This is a genomic window from Acidithiobacillus ferrooxidans ATCC 23270 (assembly GCF_000021485.1).
Lineage (GTDB): Bacteria > Pseudomonadota > Gammaproteobacteria > Acidithiobacillales > Acidithiobacillaceae > Acidithiobacillus > Acidithiobacillus ferrooxidans.
The window spans coordinates 669,187-685,774 of the sequence record NC_011761.1 but is presented as its reverse complement, the minus strand read 5'-3'; the positions used below and the strand labels follow the sequence as shown (position 1 = coordinate 685,774).

Below are 16,588 nucleotides of genomic sequence, written 5' to 3'. Positions count from 1 at the left end.
CGGCTCCTTCTGTAAAAAACTGGAAATATTCGCTGCGTCAGCATATCGCAAATACACTTTCTGGTATAATTCACGAGTATTCGCTACGGCCCTCTCGACTGGACGGAGAACCCATGGCCCTCACCCTTTTTGATCTCGACAACACCCTGCTTTCCGGCGACTCCGACCATGCCTGGATGGAGTTTCTCGCCAGCCGCGGCATTGTCGATGCGGAGCGCTTCAACCGCATGAATGATCAGTTCTATGCGGAATACCTGGCGGGTGAATTGGATATTCACGCCTTCCTGGAGTTTCAGTTGGCCCCCCTGGCGGCGCATCCCCGGGCGCTGCTCGACACCTGGCACCGGGAATATCTGCAGGAGCGGGTGCTGCCCATGATCTCCGACCATGCCCGCGCCCTGATCGAGGACCATCGCCGGCAGGGCGATACCCTGGTCATCATCACTGCGACCAATCGCTTTGTGACGGCACCTATCGCCCGGGAACTGGGTATCGCCCACCTGCTGGCGACAGAGGCTGAGGAAACGGCCTCCGGCGACTTTACCGGCCGCAGTGTCGGCCTTCCCTGTTTCCAGGCCGGCAAGGTACAACGTCTGCGCGACTGGCTGGAAACACAGGGCCTGGACTGGAATCAAAGCCTCGGGGACAGCAGCTTTTACAGCGACTCCTATAACGATCTGCCCCTGCTCGAATGTGTCACCCGGCCAGTAGCCGTGGATCCCGATCCGCGCCTGCGCACCTTGGCTGAAGAGCGGGGCTGGCCGATTCTCTCCCTGCGTCCGGCATCTGCGAAGTTGGCTTTGTGAACCTGTCAGGTGATACGCCTGGCCATTGCAGCCGCCAACGCCGAACCAACTTTTTGGGAAATGGTAGACCAGTATATAATGTTCTGCTCGCCATGCATGGCACCTGGGTACTTAAAAAATATCATCAAATAACCTTCAACGTGCCCACCCGCCCCCTGACACGGCCAGACCCCGATTGACCGGACGCCGGCGGACAAACACCGACGCATATCATGCCCATCCAATAATGGACAATTCTCTACATTTTGAATATATACAGGATTCCTGTCCTTCCAAACAGAGGTAACGATTTTTAACAATTCCAGACGCATTCTTTTTGTACGGCGATCAACGCCTGGAGTTATGCCAAGGCGGTAAAATATATCCACGGCCTCACCATTGACATTACCGATTACCACTCCTTCAACAAACGGAATCTGCACTAATCTTCTTGCCATATCACGCGCGCAGGCATTAACATCTGCGACAGGGCCGATGCATTCCGGATCAACACCAAGCCCATCTATAGCATTTATGTAATATAGCTCATAATCCTTGTATCCATCTATTTGAGATTTGATATCAAATGCAAGGCGCATGGTTACCAATTGATAGAAAATAGAAAAATCATGCCTCTCTATAGAATTCAACAAGTACTTCAAATAGTGTTCGCTTGCCTTCTTTAGAACGATCTGGTCAACGCCTATGGATGCATGTCTATATCCTGCTGACCGTGATAAAAGAGCCTGATCCGTCATTGCGATGCCAGGCGACAACAGTAGCAAAAGATGCTGAACCTGTTTACGCTTGAGAAAAGCAAAATCATCTTCCGAGAGTATGGATATTATGCTTTGCGCTTCAGGAATATCATTTAAAGAACGATAGAACGACTCGACAGCATCATTCGCCTGTTCAGAGATTATGGCCTGCATACGGGACAACAACTCTATAGCCCGATTATTATATGCAGCATATGGTAGCAAATCAGTATCCATATCACTCTCCATACTGTGGCAGTATAGGTATATCATGCCAACATATAAATAGAGTATCGTTCGCCCATGTGAAACACAAAAACACCTTGATTTTCCGTACCTGCTCCACGCCGCGAACCGGAACATCCACATCCGGGTACGGAAAATTTTGCGCTCAGCATTTTTGCTTGGCGTCCGGGGAACATAGAATCAATACTATAGCATGTTGATATGGTGTTGTACTAATATCCGGAACCATCGATTCCAGCCGGAATCCGCACTAGGGCGTAGTTCCCTCATGGGTGGCTGTCTGTGCCAGGGTATCCGCCACATCCACTCGTACGACACGGGAGACACCCGGTTCGGTCATGGTGACGCCCACCAGTTGCTCGGCGACCTGCATGGTCAGGCTGCGGTGGGTCACAATCAAAAACTGGGTCTGCGCCGCCATTTTCTGCACCAGATGACAGAATCTCCCCACATTTGCGTCGTCCAGTGGCGCATCCACTTCATCCAATATACAGAAGGGCGCGGGGTTCAGGTGGAACAGGGCAAACACCAGCGCGATGGCGGTGAGTGCCTTTTCGCCACCGGAAAGCTGCTGCAGAGTGGCGTTACGCTTGCCCGGAGGCTGGGCACGCAGCACCAGTCCAGCTTCCAGAACATCCTCGCCAACCAGACTGAGTTGCGCCTGTCCACCGCCAAAAAGAACGGCAAAGAGTTCCTGCAAGGCCTGATTGACCTTATCGAGGGTGTCTCGAAAACGAACCGTCGTCTCCAGATCCATGGCCGCCATAGCCTCCGCCAGCCTGTACAGAGCAGATTCCACATCTTCCACCTGAGCCAGCAGGTTACCGCGGCGCCCCTCCAGTTCCCGCAACTCGTCTTCGGCGGCGAGATTCACGTTGCCAAGGCTGGCGATGGCCGCGCCGATTCGGGTAAGACTCTCTTCGCAGCGTGTCGCATCCGGGCAAGGCCCCGGATCGTCGCCTAAATCCTGCGCAAGCACTGCGGCACGCTGCTGCAGTTCATCCAGACGCGCCTGTAGGCCTGCGAGCTGCTGTTCGACGGCGGCCTCGGACTTCTGCAAGGCGCGCAACCCCTTGTCCAGGGCATGGCGCTGGCTTTCATGTTCGCGAATCTGCTGCCCTGCAGTCTGTGCCGCCGACTGCAAGACCTCCAGATGCACGCTACGACCTGCCCGCAATGCTCCCACCGCATCTCGCGCCTTGAGCATTTCCGGCAGGGCGGCCTGTAGCCGAAGCAGTTCCCCTTCATTCTCGGCGACAGTGGCAGCAAGCTGGTCCCACTGCTGTTGCAGGTCTTCGGCACGGGTTATGGCTGCTTCCGATTCGGCCTGCAGGCGCTGCTGCCGGAGTTCCAGCGTCTGATATTCCCCCCGCACGCGTCCATGAATTCCGCGCAGTTCGTCCACCCGGCGACGCAACGTATCCGTCCTCCGTTGGGAGTCCAGCACCACCTGCTCGAGGGCCTGCCATCCGCTTTCGTCAGCCGCCAGTTCCTGACGGAGTCCATGCAAGCGAGTTTCCAGGGCGTTGCGTTCGACGTCGAGGCGCTGGGACTCAGCCGCCCTTTCCGCGCGCTGCTGCTCTTCTGTCTCTACCCGGCTGCGCAGACGAGCCAGAGACTCCCGCTCCCGGGCGCTTTGCCGGCTCATGTCCTGCCAGCGGGCATCTGCCGTTCTGACCTGCTCCTGCAGGGTGCGCGCCTGTTGTTCCGCCGCGATCAAAGCGGCATGGGCAGCGGCTGCATCCGCCTGCGCCCGCTGGAAACACTCCCAATTTTCCGCCAATTCACGGCGGCACTGGAGCAGGCTGGCTCCGTCTTCATGCTCCGGATACGCGACCCCGGAACGATGCACCAGCACCCCCTGCGGCGTAATCCAGGCCTCTCCCGCCCGTAGCTGGTGACGTTGATCGAGGGCAGAGGCCAAGTCGGGCGCCATGCGCAGCCCCCACAGCCAGTCACTCAATCCCAAAGTTAAAGACTCGGGCATTTCCAAGACCTGCAGCAACGTGTCCGACGGCAGTTCGGCCGGCATGACCGTGCTCACCCACAACATGCTGCCCTGGGTGACCATGTTGTTGCCCTCCATCACCAGAGCGTTCAGGCGCTCGCCCAAGACCTCCTCCAGCGCCCGCTCCCAGCCGGGCTGCACGCGCATCTGATCCACCAGCCGGGAGCCGGCGGGGTCATTTTGCGCCTGCGGTTTTTGCAGCCGCTGCAGCAGGCCCTCCAGCGCCTTCTGCCGGGCACCATATTCCTGCGCCTTGGCCCGGGTGTCGTCGCGGGCATTTCGCAAAACGGCGATCCGGTTCTGGAGGGTTTCCAGCGCTTCCCGATGTGCCCGAAGCTCCGATGCGGCTTCCGCCAACACGGTTTCTGTGGTACCGCAACGCGCCGCCAGGGCTTGCATGGCGGCGCGCTCCGAGGGTATGTTCGCGGACTGCCGCTGCAGGCGGCGTTCGATGTCCTCCAAGCGAGGCTCCAGTTCGCGGATTTGCGCCATCGTCACATCCCGTTTGCGACGCATTTCGGCCAGAGCCTGTTGCTGGTTCTGACGTTCCTCATCCTGTTTTTCGAGCCCCCGCTCCGCTTCCCGCCGCAAGCGTCGGGCACTGTCCTCCTCGCCGCTCAGTGCCTGCCGTCGCACAGCCAAATCCTGCAAACGTTGCTGCCGCTGGTTTTCGTCTTCCGCCTGGCATATCTGCTCAGACCGGACTTTCTGCTGCTGTGCCTGGCCCTGGTCCAGACTGGTCTGCACGCGCTGAAGGGCAGCTTGCTGCTCTCGCAGCTGATGTTCCATATCGCTCTGCCGGGCCTGCACCGCATACAGTTCACCCTGTGCCGCGGCGATGTCTTCCTGCATGCGCCGGTCCTCCGCACGGAGTTGATCCAGGGACTGGGTCACCGCATCGAGAAGGCGCTCCTCCCTTCGGTATTCGTCCTGCAGCCGGGAGCGCTGCTCCAGGCTCTGCCGGCGCTCTGCTTCCAGGGCATCCACGCGCAGGGCCAGACTCCACCACTGCCATTGGCGCTCCTCCACCCGTAGGGCGCGCAGTCTTTGCGCAGACTCTGCCTGCCGCTGCAGGCGCTGCCACTGGCCATCCATCTCACCGTGGATATCATACAAGCGCTGAAGGTGCTCCCGCGTTTCGGCGATGCGTTGTGTGGTCTCCCGCCGACGCTCCTTATATCGGCTGATGCCCCCCGCCTCTTCGAGAATGGCGCGCAGATCGTCCGGTCGCGCATCGACGATGCGCCCGATGGTCCCCTGCTCAACGATGGCATAAGCATTGCCGCCGAGTCCCGTACCGAGAAACAGATCCGCCACATCGCGTCGCCGGCAGCGGGCGCCGTTGATTCGGTAATGGCCATCGCCCTTGCGGTCCAGACTGCGTCGGACGCTGATTTCAGCCGCCCCGGCAAAGGCACCCGGTGCCGCCCCATCACTGTTATCGAAGCGCAGTTCGACTGTCGCCACCGATGCGGCCGGCCGACTGCCGCCGCCATTGGAGATCACGTCACTGAGGGTGCCACCGCGCAGTTGGCGTGCCGAGGATTCACCGAGTACCCAGCGCACGGCATCAACGGTGTTGGATTTCCCGCAGCCATTGGGGCCAATGATCACCACCGGATTGGCATTGAACTGAATGCGCGTACTTTCGCGAAAGGATTTGAAGCCCTGTAGGATGATGGCCGAGAGGCGCATGAAAGGGTGTTTTGCTATAGTATGCCGAATTGATGAAGCACCGATGATGAGGAGTTGCGAATGCCCAGTCAACCCAGCAGGGAATTAGAGCGTTTTTCCAATCCCCACCCCGAGCGGGACTATGTGGTGCACATGGATCTGCCCGAATTTACCTGCCTCTGCCCCCTGACGGGACAACCCGACTTTGCGCATTTCATGCTGGATTTTATCCCGGATCAGCACAATGTCGAACTGAAGTCCCTCAAACTCTACCTCTGGAGCTTCCGCGACGAGGGCGCCTTTCACGAGGCGATGACCAACCGCATCGCCGACGATCTGATCGGCTTGATCAACCCGCGCTATCTGCGCCTGCTGGGACGCTGGTACGTACGCGGCGGTATCACCACCGATGTGCTCATCGAACATCGTCAGCCCGGCTGGCAGAATCCCGACATACTCGGTCAATTGCCAACCGTGCGCTGGGCACAACACCAGCCGGGCCACTGACGGGCCGCCCATGCGCTGCCCACCGTCCCAATAAACGCCGTCAACGGAAAAAACCCTTCCTACCGGACTACCGCCGCGCAGGGCTTCACTATCGCGACAAAAGTACCGGCGTTCTGGCGCGCTGACAAACCCCTTCCGCAACGCTGCCGATCAAAAAATGGTTCAGGCCGCGCCGGCCATGACTGCCGATGATAACCAGGTCGGCCGGCCAAGCGTTACTTTCGTCGATGATCAATTCGCTGATATGACGTCCGCCCACATCCGACTGCAGCAGTTTGGTGTGGGCCACCACGCCCGACTGGAGCGCCTGGTCCTGCACCGCCTTGAGGATGCCTTCGCCGGCAGCCACCAGAAAGTCGATGGACTCAGGTGTTGCGAAATACATGGCGTAGACATCGACGACATGCACGACCAGCAACTGGGCCCGCTGCTCCCGCGCCAGTCCAATGGCGGTCGCCACCGCGGCTGCGGAGGCATCGCTCCCGTCCGCCGCCAGTAATATCTGGTTAAACATCTGCCAAACCTCCCTTCTCCTTCGGCCTCCCACGGGTTCACGATCAACCGCGATCACTGGCACCTGCCATGCAGGACTGCCCCCATATAGAGGATTCAGCATAACCTCTTTCCAAGCGAAGCCATACTGTCATTATACTGCAATATTTACCGGATATACTTCGACTATGACGCAGCGGACCAAACGCATGAACAAGGCATGGCAGGACCTTCGGGAAGCCCTTGAAGGGCTTCGCACGCGGATTGTCCAGAGTGAAGCGACCCAACTTCCTCTTTTGGAGCAGCAGGACCCCAGCCTGCCGTGGCACCTCGGCATCCGTAACATGCTGCACTACCTGGCCCTGCGCAGCGTCGATTTGCGCCCCCTGCAGGAGGCCCTGTCAGACGCTGGGCTCTCTTCCCTCGGCCGCGCCGAAAGTCACGTGCTCGACAGCGTGCAGTGTACCCTGCAGATATTATATGCTGCCCTGCAAATGCCACCTGCCGACTTCAGCGACGCCACGGCCATCACGCGGGAGCAGGGTCAGCGGGCGCTTACGGACAACACCCTGGCCCTGCTCGGCAGTCCGCCGCGCCAGCGCAGCACCCACATCATGGTGACCCTGTCCGGCGATCGCGCCGATGATGCCGATTTTTTCCGCAGACTCTTGACTGCCGGCATGAACATCGCGCGGATCAACTGCGCCCATGATAGCCCAGGCATATGGCGGAGGCTCGCCGAACAGGTCCGTACCGCGAGTCGGGATACGGGCCAGCCCTGCCGAATTCTCGCTGACCTCGCCGGGCATAAGATCCGCACCGGCCCCCTTCCCGATGCACCGGGAGTGATCCATCTGCGTCCCGAACGGGACCGCCTCGGCCGTCTGCTGGATCCGGCGCGCATGACCGCGATGGCCTGCCATCAGGCGCATTCCTCGCTGCCTCCGGGAGCGGACTGCCTGCTCCTCCTGGTATCCGGCAGTGCCATGCCCCAGCAGGGCGAAGACCTGCTCTGCCACGACGCCCGCGGCAAGGAGCGTGTGCTGGTGGTGGAACGTGTTGAAAACGAGATGATCACGCTGCAAGCCACGCAGGGCTGTTATTTCATCGCCGGAAACCGTTGCCGGAGCCGGCGCCGCCGCCATGTGCAGGGATACTTCGCGGGCATTCCCCAAAGCTTCGTCCCCCTGCATCTGGAAATCGGCGATTCGCTCCTGCTGCAAAGTCAGGGCGGACCCGGCGGGCCCGCCCTGAACGGGCTGCCGGCCAGGATTTCCTGCACCGTCCCGGAGGTCATTCCCCAGTTGCCCATCGGTCAGCCGGTGTGGATGGACGATGGAAAGATCGCCGCCGTGGTGTTGGAACAGACCTCCGCAGGAGCGCTACTGCGCATCACCAAAACCAAACCAGGAGGCGCCCGCCTGCTGCCGGACCGGGGGCTCAATTTTCCCGGCCTCGCCTTGGAACTTCCGGCTCTCAGCGCCAAAGACCTGGACGATCTGGGCACCATTGTTCCCTTGGCGGATCTCGTCGGTTTTTCATTTGTGGAGAACGCCGGGAACATGCGCAGCATGCTGGAGGCCCTGCGTCAGCGGCAAGGCGAACACTTGGGTGTCATCGCGAAAATAGAAACGGCCAGCGCCTTTCACCACTTGCCCGAGATCCTGCTTGCCGCGCTCGGGCGCCAACCGATGGGCGTAATGATCGCGCGCGGTGATCTGGCTGTCGAGGTGGGGCCAGAACGACTGGCAGAAGTCCAGGAAGAGATACTCTGGCTGGCGGAGGCGGCGCATCTGCCCGTCATCTGGGCCACTCAGGTGCTGGAACAACTCACCAAAAAGGGCGTCATCTCCCGGCCCGAATTCACCGACGCGGCCATGGGGGTGCGCGCCGAGTGCGTGATGCTCAACAAAGGCCCGTACGCCGTGGAGGCGGTGCATACCCTGAACGACATTCTCACCCGTATGCAGGCACACCAACACAAAAAATTCAGCCGGTTACGCGCCCTGCACTGGGGCGCGTCGGGGGAACCGCCGGATCAATGGCCGGAACCACCGCGCTGACGCTGAATACGGCGGCTGCGGATTTGCCACAGGGTCTGCAACAGTCCTATCGCTACATAGGAAATCACGGCGATAAACAGGACCAGCGGCGGATGCACGGCTACCAGGGCGACCGCCAGCACCACCAGAATCGCCAACGCAAAGGGCACCCGCCCGTGCAGATCGAAATCCTTGAAACTGCGGAAGCGAACATTGCTGACCATCAGCAGACCCAGCGCGTAGACCAGTCCCAGGGCCAGATATTCGCTGATCTGCGTCAGCCAGGGGTACCCCTCCCCTACCGCCACCCAAACCAGACTGGCCAACACGGCCGCTGCCGTAGGTATGGGCAAACCCTGGAAGTAGCGCTTGGATGCACTATGTATCTGGGTATTGAAGCGGGCCAGGCGCAGGGCGCCACAGGCCGTATAAACAAAGGCCCCCAGCCAGCCAAAATTGCCGAAATCCCGCAGCCCCCACAGAAAAACCAGAATGGCCGGTGCCATACCAAAAGCGATCACATCCGCCAATGAATCATATTCCGCGCCGAATGCGCTTTCCGTATGAGTCATCCGTGCCACACGCCCATCCAGCCCATCGAGCATCATCGCGATGAAGATGACCATGGCCGCCACTCGGTAGTGGCCATTAATGGAAGCGATGATGGAGTAGAAACCCGCAAAAAGGCTGGCCGTGGTAAAGAGATTGGGCAGGACATAAACGCCACGGCGCGGATATCTGGGATTCATGCCTGCCGCACGCCCAAGGTCGCAATACACTGGGCGCCAGAACGGACCCGCTCTCCTATGGCCACCAAAGGCTGGGCACCCAGCGGCAAGTAGGTGTCCACCCGCGAACCGAAGCGGATAAAGCCGAAGCGCTGCCCCGACACCACTGCCGCATCGGCAGCGACATAACAGACGATACGTCGCGCGACCAGGCCTGCCACCTGCACGACGGTCACATCGCTGCCGTCGCCCGTCCTGACCCACAGGGCGTTGCGTTCGTTCTCCAGAGATGCCTTGTCAAGCGCGGCATTGAAGAACTTACCCGGGAAATACCAGACTTTCTGCACCTGTCCACTGACCGGCATGCGATTGACGTGCACATCGAACACGTTCATAAAAATGCTGATCTTGAGCGCGGGACGGGAAAGATAGGGGTCTTCGACCTGCTCAATGGCGATTACCTTGCCGTCGGCCGGGCACAGCACCGATCGCTCCGACAAGGTGGGCAACGGTCGCCGCGGGTCACGGAAAAACTGGAGACTGAAGAGAAAAAGCAGATAGAAGGGCAATGCCCACCAACTGTTGGTGAGCACCTGGAGCACGATGGCCACGCCCAGAAAGAGCGCGATAAAAGGCCAGCCCTCGCGCGCCAGCACCGGATATGGATAGTCTGTTTTCATGCGCGGAGCGTATCAGGAGCCGGGCAACGATAAAAGGGCGGAATCGCCACAGGCAAATTGCGTTTTTGCCCACAGCTATTCCGCCCCATGCAGATCGCCGCTGATCCTGGTTGCGAACTCAGTTACGCGAGCGGTCCACGATCCGGCTCTGACCAATCCAGGTCATCATGGAACGCAGCTTGCTGCCCACCACCTCGATGGGATGCTCGGCACCTATCCGGCGCATGGCCTGCATGGTCGGCTTACCAGACTGGTTCTCGAGGATAAATTCCCTGGCGAACTGGCCGTTCTGAATCTCTGTGAGAATCTTCTTCATTTCCGCCTTGGTATCCGCATTGACGACGCGCGGGCCGCGGGTCAGGTCGCCGTATTCGGCGGTGTTGGAGATGGAGTAGCGCATGTTGCTGATGCCGCCTTCGTACATGAGGTCGACAATCAGTTTCAACTCGTGCATACACTCGAAGTAGGCCATTTCCGGTGCATAGCCGGCCTCCACCAGCGTTTCAAAGCCCGCCTGCACCAGCGCCGTGGCACCGCCGCAAAGCACCGCCTGTTCGCCGAAGAGGTCGGTTTCGGTCTCTTCCCGGAAGCTGGTCTCGATCACGCCGGCACGGGTGCCGCCGTTGGCTTTGGCGTAGGACAGGGCGATATTGGTGGCATTGCCGCTGGCATCCTGATGCACCGCGATCAGACTGGGTACGCCGCCGCCCTGGGTGTAGGTGGAACGCACCAGATGCCCCGGGCCCTTGGGCGCCACCAGGAAGCAGTCCAGATCGGCACGGGGATGAATCTGGCCGAAATGGATGTTGAAGCCGTGGGCGAATACCAGTGCCGCACCCTGCCGGATGTTCGGTGCGATCTCATCGCGGTACAGTGCGCCCTGGCCTTCATCGGGGGTCAGGATCATCACTACATCGGCGGCGGCCACGGCTGCAGCCACTTCCTTGACTTCCAGCCCCGCCTTGCCCGCCTTCTCCCAGGAGGAAGAGTCCTTGCGCAGGCCGACCACTACGCTCACGCCCGAATCCTTGAGATTCAATGCATGGGCGTGGCCTTGGGAACCATAGCCGATGATAGCCACTTTTTTCTTCTGGATCAGGGCGAGATCGGCATCGTTATCGTAAAAAACCTTCATGTTGAGCCTCTTAAATATCGGTTAAGGGATTATAAACGGATTGTTCCGATCCTATATGGCCTTGGCGCCGCGACTGATGGCGCTGGCCCCGCTGCGCACCACTTCGATGACCATGCCGGGATCAAGAGACTGGATAAAAGCATCCAGCTTCTCGCCGGTACCAGTCAGTTCCATGGTATAGGAGCGGTCCGTCACGTCGATGATGCGCCCCCGGAAAATATCCGACAGCCTTTTGACTTCCTCGCGATCCGGCCCCATGGCATGGACCTTGACGAGCATCAACTCACGCTCGATATGCGGTCCTTCGGTCAGGTCATGGACGCGGACCACTTCCACCAGCTTGTTCAACTGCTTGAGGACCTGTTCCATGATCTCGTCGGAGCCGCGGGTAGCCACGGTCATCCGCGAGATACTCGGGTCATGGGTCGGCGCGACCGTCATCGCCTCGATGTTATAGCCACGCGCCGAGAACAACCCCGCCACCCGAGACAGGGCTCCCGCCTCGTTTTCCAGCAGAATGGAAATGATATGGCGCATGGTCATACCAGAATCATTTCGGAGAGGGCTGCACCCGCAGGCACCATGGGGTAGACGTTCTCGGTCGGGTCCACCTGGAAGTCCATGAACACCATCCGATCTTTCAGACGCAGCGCCTCGCGGATCACCGGTTCCACATCGGCGGGCGTGTGGGCGCGCAGACCGACGTGCCCATAGGCTTCGGCCAACTTGACGAAATCCGGCAAGGCATCCACATAACTCATCGCGTAACGGTTCTCATAGAAGAACTCCTGCCACTGGCGCACCATCCCCAGATAATGATTGTTGAGACACGCCACCTTGACGGGCAAACGATATTGTAAGCAGGTGGACAACTCCTGAATATTCATCTGGATACTGCCGTCGCCCGTAATGCAGACCACCGTCGAATCCGGCTCGGCAACCTGTGCGCCCATGGCCGCCGGGAGCCCGAAGCCCATGGTGCCCAGCCCGCCGCTGTTGACCCAGCGCCGTGGCCGGTCAAAACCATAAAACTGTGCCGCCCACATCTGGTGCTGTCCCACATCCGAGGTGATGATGGCGTTACCTTCCGTCAGTTCAAAGAGTTTCTGCACCACAAACTGCGGCTTGATGACACGATCATCCTGGTTATAGTGCAGACAGTCACGCCCCCTCCACTCCTCGATCTGCGCCCACCAGGTCTGCATGGCTTGGGGATCGTTGCGCTGATCGTTCTCCTCCAGCATATGATTCATCTCCAGCAGCACCTGCTGCAAATCGCCAACGACGGGCACATCCACCCGCACATTCTTGGAGATGGAGGAGGGGTCGACATCCACATGCACAATCCGTGCGTGCGGCGCGAATTTGGCGAGGTTGCCCGTGACACGATCATCAAAACGCGCGCCCAGGGCCACCAGCACATCGCAATGCTGCACCGCCATGTTGGCCTCATAGGTGCCATGCATGCCCAGCATCCCGAGGAACTGGCGATCGGATGCCGGATAAGCGCCCAACCCCATGAGGGTATGAGTGATGGGCACGCCCAGGGTACGGACCAGCTTGCGAAGCGCCTCAGAGGCGTTGCCAAGGATAATGCCACCGCCGGTATAGAACATCGGCCGCTGCGCGCCGGTAATGATCTGCATCGCCTTACGTACCTGCCCCGAGTGACCTTTCACCGTCGGTTTGTAGGAACGCAGAGTGATTTTTTCGGGATAGTGATAGGCGGCCTTATGGCTGGTGATATCTTTGGGGATGTCCACCAACACTGGCCCAGGTCGCCCCGTCGCCGCCAGATAAAACGCGGTCTTCAGGGTGCTCGCCAGATCACGAACGTCCTTCACCAAAAAATTATGCTTGGTGCAGGGCCGCGTGATACCCACCGTATCCACTTCCTGGAAGGCGTCATTACCGATGAGCGCAACGGGCACCTGCCCGGTGATCACCACCAGGGGCACGGAATCCATGTACGCCGTGGCAATGCCGGTAACCGCATTGGTGGCACCCGGGCCGCTGGTGACCAGCACCACACCGACCTTGCCGGTCACCCGGGAATAAGCATCCGCCGCATGCACCGCCGCCTGCTCGTGGCGCACCAGAATATGCTTGACGGCATCTTCCTGGGCCAATTTGTCATAGATATACAGCACGGCGCCGCCCGGATAGCCGAAAACATATTCCACGCCTTCGTCACGCAAGGCACGGACTACAATCTCCGCCCCCGTCAGCTCTTCCGTCTGCTGTCCGGGAACAGGGCGATCCTGCGTGGTCGTCGGGGACGTCATCGTCATACTCCTCTGGGAACAAAGTGTCAGCAAAAGCTAGACATTTTTTGTGGTGAGGTCAAATAAAAAAGCCTTTGCACCCTCGGCTTGCGGGTTATGGCATCATAACGCGCCATCAGTGCTTTGTTTTACCGGTTGTGCAGAGACTCCAGATAAGCGCGTGCCTTGCGGATCAACGCATCAGGTAGCCCGCGCCGAGCCGCGATGACCAGCCCCATGGAAGACCCCGGCACGCCGATCTGCAGATCATAGGTGGGCTCCAGGCGCTCCTGATCAAAGCGCATGGAGGCGTTACGCAGACAAGAGTGGGCATCCGCAAAGGCCTTGAGCGGCGTGAGATGGGTCGTCACCATCCCGCGCACTCCGCGTCCCGCCAGGTCGTCGAGCACCGCCATCGCCAGCGCAGCCCCCTCCTCCGGGTCCGTACCAGTACCCAGTTCGTCGAGCAGGATAAGGGTATGGTCATCCGCATCCGTAAGCAGTCTCTTGAGAACCTCTACATGGCCGGAATAGGTAGACAACGCAAAAGCGACGCTCTGCGGATCGCCCATATCCACAAAAATGCGGGTGAAATTTCCGACCACGGCGCGCCCGCTTACCGGAATGTGCAAACCGCAGTGGGCCATCACCGTGAGCAATCCGACCGTCTTCAGCGAAACGCTCTTGCCGCCCGTATTGGGTCCGGTCACCACCAGAATCGGGCACTCCGCATCGATATGCACCGATAGCGGCCGGGGCTGGGGGCCATGCTTCTCCGCATAGGCGAGGATCAGTTGTGGATGATAAGCCCCTTCCAGCAACAGCACCGGCTCATCCACCATCTCCGCCGCTTTGCCATGGAGATGGATGGACAGTTGCGCGCCCGCGATGGCGAGATCCAGCCAGGTGAGTGACTCCACCAGATGCTGCAGGCCGCTCAGACGGTCGCGTGCCGCGTCACTGAGGGCACGGAGGACGGCCTGGTTTTCCTGCTCGATACCGCCGGCGAGCTTCTCCAGCCGGTTGTTGCCCGCCACCATCTCCATCGGCTCTACCAGGACACCATGCCCACCAGGACCTGTGCCGCGCCGCACTCCGCGAATATTGTCCACCGCCCCATCGGGCAAATGCACGCAAGCACGCTGACCGGCCCAGTGGATCTTCGCTCCCGCTACCCGCAGGTGTCCCTGCAGGGTTTTCTGAATCTGTTCGCGCTCCGCCCTCAGTTCACCATGCAGTCGGCGCAGCGCCTCGTTACCATCCTCGCGCACGTTGCCGTTGGGCAGGAGTACGGCGTCCATCCGCGGCAACAGGTCCGCTGCCGCATCCAGGCGCTCCGGGCCGGCGGGCAGAAGCGCCGGGCGGTTTTCCACGTAAGGCCGCAACTGCACGCCGACGCGCAACAACAGTGCGAGGTTGCGAAAGGCGGTGCCGGCCAGCGCCGCCCCGGGCGACGCCACCTGGCGGATGGCAGCCCGTACATCCGGCAGATCCGGGAGGACTGGGCCTTCACCGGATTCCAGGCCCAGGCGGGCGGCGGCGATGGCCGCCTGCAACTGGCGGGCGGCCATCAGCGTTGGGGCGGGGGCAATATTGCGCGCGGCATCGGCCCCGAAAGGCGTTGCGCAGAGCCTTTCGAGCAGCCGGCGGATACCCTCGAATTCCAGGGGCTTGAGGTCAGCTTCCATGGGTACTCCTGGTGATTGGTTGGCAAAAAGGGGTAAAAGGCGGGGCGGCAATGCCAACCCGCTCAGTCCTGAAAAATCTCCCGCCACCAGCGCTTGCGGCCTTCGGGCACCACGAACTCCCCCAAAGGCTCGGGAGGAATCCGGGAGAGTATCCAGCCGGCCGGAACCACTTTGCCGCTGCTGCCACAGGACGCACCCAGATTGTTGGGATCATAAATCTTGACCAGTTGCGGATGTTCAAAATCATCCACATAGACGATGCCGAGATATCTTTCTTTGTGGTCATGATGCAACAATATATCGATCGCACCCAGTACCTTGCGGAAGGTCACCGCGTCCAGGGGCGCCTGCGGAAAATCCACCCCGACGAAATACACATACCATCCGCCGTCCGCCTGTTCCACCAGCGTTTTCTGAAATGTATCCCAGCGCGTCCAGTCCCGGATGCCGTATAGCATGCCATTGTATAATTTCATGAATTCAGACATCACACCTCCTTTGCAACACCCTGGAAGCTGACCAGCACCCGGCGGCTGACTGGTCGCACCCGGTGTTCAAACAGAAAAACTCCCTGCCAGCCCCCCAGCCCCGCCCGCCCCTCCCGCACCGGGATGATCAGACTATTCTGAGTCAGCGCGCTGCGCAGATGTGCCGACATATCATCCGGCCCTTCATTGCGATGGCGAAAGCCGGGATCACCATCCGGAACCATGCGTGCAAAATAATCGAGGATATCCCTTTGCACATCGGGATCAGCGTTTTCCTGCAACAACAGACTGGCCGACGTGTGAGGGACGAAGAGGTTCACCCACCCCTCTCCGGCACGCACCTCCTCCAACCACTCCTGCAATTTCGGGGTGAGATCGTAGAGTCCGCGACCACCATTGTCCATCTGCCATGCACCGCTGTACTGCTTCATTCCTCTTCCCCCTGCTTCTCAGCCCCGGCAATGCCTGCACTCCCGGATCGCTTGCCACGGCGCCGCGCCTGGAAAAAATCCCGCAGCAGAGTTGCGGACGGCCCCGCCAACAAGCCACCCTGCGCCATGACGCGGTGATTAAAGCGGTCATCTTCCAACAGGTGGTAGAGACTTTCCACAGCACCCGCTTTGGGGTCCGGCGCGCCATAGACGAGACGCGCGACCCGCGCGTGCAGCAGCGCCCCCACACACATCACGCACGGCTCCAGCGTGACGTAGAGGGTCGTGCCGGTCAACCGGTAGTTTTGCAGGGACCGGGCCGCTTGGCGCAGTACGCGCATTTCCGCGTGGGCGCTGGGGTCGTGGTCCCGCACCGGCGTATTGTGCGCCGCCGCCAGCAGATGGCCGCCGACATCCACCAGGACAGCGCCCACGGGCACCTCACCCTGCCCTGCCGCACGCGCTGCATAGTCCAGCGCCAGCGCCATCCACGCGGCATCCCGGGAATCGGGGTCTTCGTCCGTTACCATCATGAAACTCCTCAGATCACCTCACTGAAGACCGGGTGGCCACACAGCACCGCCGGCATTTCGGTGCATGGTAACCATTTTCCGCCGCCACCCGCCTTGACAGAATCGGGAATGCGGCTAATTTCCCCCACC

Annotated in this window: 15 protein-coding genes; 3 read left to right on the top strand and 12 right to left on the bottom strand. The window is 60.2% G+C overall.

The window, feature by feature from the left end:
• Positions 1–113: 113 nt before the first annotated feature.
• Positions 114–806 (top strand): histidinol-phosphatase, encoded by a 693-nt coding sequence (locus tag AFE_RS03580; RefSeq protein ID WP_012536335.1) that lies wholly within the window; start codon positions 114–116, stop codon positions 804–806.
• Between the two features lie 5 nt (positions 807–811).
• Here AFE_RS03580 and AFE_RS03575 read toward each other — a convergent pair whose 3' ends face one another.
• Complete coding sequence (locus AFE_RS03575; RefSeq protein WP_012536334.1) at positions 812–1,780, bottom strand: protoglobin domain-containing protein; 969 nt, start codon at positions 1,778–1,780, stop codon at positions 812–814.
• A 259-nt stretch (positions 1,781–2,039) separates the two neighbouring features.
• Complete coding sequence (gene smc, locus AFE_RS03570) at positions 2,040–5,492, bottom strand: chromosome segregation protein SMC (RefSeq protein ID WP_012606636.1); 3,453 nt, start codon at positions 5,490–5,492, stop codon at positions 2,040–2,042.
• Between the two features lie 60 nt (positions 5,493–5,552).
• Here smc and queF point away from each other — a divergent pair, with 60 nt between their 5' ends.
• Positions 5,553–5,978, top strand: a complete 426-nt coding sequence (gene queF / locus AFE_RS03565; protein ID WP_012536332.1) for a preQ(1) synthase — start codon at positions 5,553–5,555, stop codon at positions 5,976–5,978.
• Between the two features lie 88 nt (positions 5,979–6,066).
• Here queF and AFE_RS03560 read toward each other — a convergent pair whose 3' ends face one another.
• On the bottom strand, positions 6,067–6,492 hold the full coding sequence (locus tag AFE_RS03560; RefSeq protein ID WP_009564668.1) for a universal stress protein: 426 nt from the start codon (positions 6,490–6,492) through the stop codon (positions 6,067–6,069).
• A 166-nt stretch (positions 6,493–6,658) separates the two neighbouring features.
• On the opposite strand from AFE_RS03560, the gene AFE_RS03555 reads away from it, so the two are divergent.
• Complete coding sequence (locus tag AFE_RS03555) at positions 6,659–8,533, top strand: pyruvate kinase (RefSeq protein ID WP_012536331.1); 1,875 nt, start codon at positions 6,659–6,661, stop codon at positions 8,531–8,533.
• On the opposite strand, the gene pssA is transcribed toward AFE_RS03555, so the two are convergent.
• From pssA to tadA, 9 genes are all read right to left on the bottom strand, one after another.
• Complete coding sequence (gene pssA / locus AFE_RS03550) at positions 8,509–9,261, bottom strand: CDP-diacylglycerol--serine O-phosphatidyltransferase (RefSeq protein WP_012536330.1); 753 nt, start codon at positions 9,259–9,261, stop codon at positions 8,509–8,511. The two genes, AFE_RS03555 and pssA, sit on opposite strands and share 25 nt — an antisense overlap.
• On the bottom strand, positions 9,258–9,920 hold the full coding sequence (locus tag AFE_RS03545; RefSeq protein WP_009562365.1) for a phosphatidylserine decarboxylase: 663 nt from the start codon (positions 9,918–9,920) through the stop codon (positions 9,258–9,260). The genes pssA and AFE_RS03545 overlap by 4 nt, the downstream gene beginning before the upstream one ends.
• 118 nt (positions 9,921–10,038) lie before the next feature.
• Positions 10,039–11,055: a ketol-acid reductoisomerase gene (gene ilvC, locus AFE_RS03540; protein WP_012536329.1), complete on the bottom strand. Its 1,017-nt coding sequence runs from the start codon at positions 11,053–11,055 to the stop codon at positions 10,039–10,041.
• Between the two features lie 51 nt (positions 11,056–11,106).
• The gene (ilvN, locus tag AFE_RS03535; protein WP_012536328.1) at positions 11,107–11,598 is read right to left on the bottom strand and encodes an acetolactate synthase small subunit; all 492 of its coding nucleotides are present in this window, start codon (positions 11,596–11,598) and stop codon (positions 11,107–11,109) included.
• A complete protein-coding gene (gene ilvB, locus AFE_RS03530; protein ID WP_012536327.1) occupies positions 11,595–13,340 on the bottom strand; it encodes a biosynthetic-type acetolactate synthase large subunit in 1,746 nt (581 codons plus the stop codon). Before ilvB ends, ilvN begins: the two co-directional genes overlap by 4 nt.
• A gap of 128 nt (positions 13,341–13,468) precedes the next feature.
• Positions 13,469–15,007 (bottom strand): endonuclease MutS2, encoded by a 1,539-nt coding sequence (locus AFE_RS03525; protein WP_012536326.1) that lies wholly within the window; start codon positions 15,005–15,007, stop codon positions 13,469–13,471.
• A gap of 62 nt (positions 15,008–15,069) precedes the next feature.
• The gene (locus AFE_RS03520; RefSeq protein ID WP_012536325.1) at positions 15,070–15,495 is read right to left on the bottom strand and encodes a hypothetical protein; all 426 of its coding nucleotides are present in this window, start codon (positions 15,493–15,495) and stop codon (positions 15,070–15,072) included.
• On the bottom strand, positions 15,495–15,926 hold the full coding sequence (locus AFE_RS03515) for a secondary thiamine-phosphate synthase enzyme YjbQ (protein WP_012536324.1): 432 nt from the start codon (positions 15,924–15,926) through the stop codon (positions 15,495–15,497). The genes AFE_RS03520 and AFE_RS03515 overlap by 1 nt, the downstream gene beginning before the upstream one ends.
• A complete protein-coding gene (gene tadA / locus AFE_RS03510; RefSeq protein WP_009566066.1) occupies positions 15,923–16,459 on the bottom strand; it encodes a tRNA adenosine(34) deaminase TadA in 537 nt (178 codons plus the stop codon). The genes AFE_RS03515 and tadA overlap by 4 nt, the downstream gene beginning before the upstream one ends.
• Between the last annotated feature and the right edge of the window lie 129 nt (positions 16,460–16,588).

What these genes read in the sequence shown, in the direction of transcription:
- ilvC (WP_012536329.1), bottom strand. Translation starts at nt 11,055, where the DNA reads ATGAAGGTTTTTTACGATAACGATGCCGATCTCGCCCTGATCCAGAAG.
- AFE_RS03520 (WP_012536325.1), bottom strand. Translation starts at nt 15,495, where the DNA reads ATGTCTGAATTCATGAAATTATACAATGGCATGCTATACGGCATCCGG.
- queF (WP_012536332.1), top strand. Translation starts at nt 5,553, where the DNA reads ATGCCCAGTCAACCCAGCAGGGAATTAGAGCGTTTTTCCAATCCCCAC.
- AFE_RS03515 (WP_012536324.1), bottom strand. Translation starts at nt 15,926, where the DNA reads ATGAAGCAGTACAGCGGTGCATGGCAGATGGACAATGGTGGTCGCGGA.
- AFE_RS03525 (WP_012536326.1), bottom strand. Translation starts at nt 15,007, where the DNA reads ATGGAAGCTGACCTCAAGCCCCTGGAATTCGAGGGTATCCGCCGGCTG.
- AFE_RS03545 (WP_009562365.1), bottom strand. Translation starts at nt 9,920, where the DNA reads ATGAAAACAGACTATCCATATCCGGTGCTGGCGCGCGAGGGCTGGCCT.
- AFE_RS03555 (WP_012536331.1), top strand. Translation starts at nt 6,659, where the DNA reads ATGACGCAGCGGACCAAACGCATGAACAAGGCATGGCAGGACCTTCGG.
- smc (WP_012606636.1), bottom strand. Translation starts at nt 5,492, where the DNA reads ATGCGCCTCTCGGCCATCATCCTACAGGGCTTCAAATCCTTTCGCGAA.
- ilvB (WP_012536327.1), bottom strand. Translation starts at nt 13,340, where the DNA reads ATGACGTCCCCGACGACCACGCAGGATCGCCCTGTTCCCGGACAGCAG.
- pssA (WP_012536330.1), bottom strand. Translation starts at nt 9,261, where the DNA reads ATGAATCCCAGATATCCGCGCCGTGGCGTTTATGTCCTGCCCAATCTC.
- AFE_RS03575 (WP_012536334.1), bottom strand. Translation starts at nt 1,780, where the DNA reads ATGGATACTGATTTGCTACCATATGCTGCATATAATAATCGGGCTATA.
- AFE_RS03580 (WP_012536335.1), top strand. Translation starts at nt 114, where the DNA reads ATGGCCCTCACCCTTTTTGATCTCGACAACACCCTGCTTTCCGGCGAC.
- ilvN (WP_012536328.1), bottom strand. Translation starts at nt 11,598, where the DNA reads ATGACCATGCGCCATATCATTTCCATTCTGCTGGAAAACGAGGCGGGA.
- AFE_RS03560 (WP_009564668.1), bottom strand. Translation starts at nt 6,492, where the DNA reads ATGTTTAACCAGATATTACTGGCGGCGGACGGGAGCGATGCCTCCGCA.
- tadA (WP_009566066.1), bottom strand. Translation starts at nt 16,459, where the DNA reads ATGATGGTAACGGACGAAGACCCCGATTCCCGGGATGCCGCGTGGATG.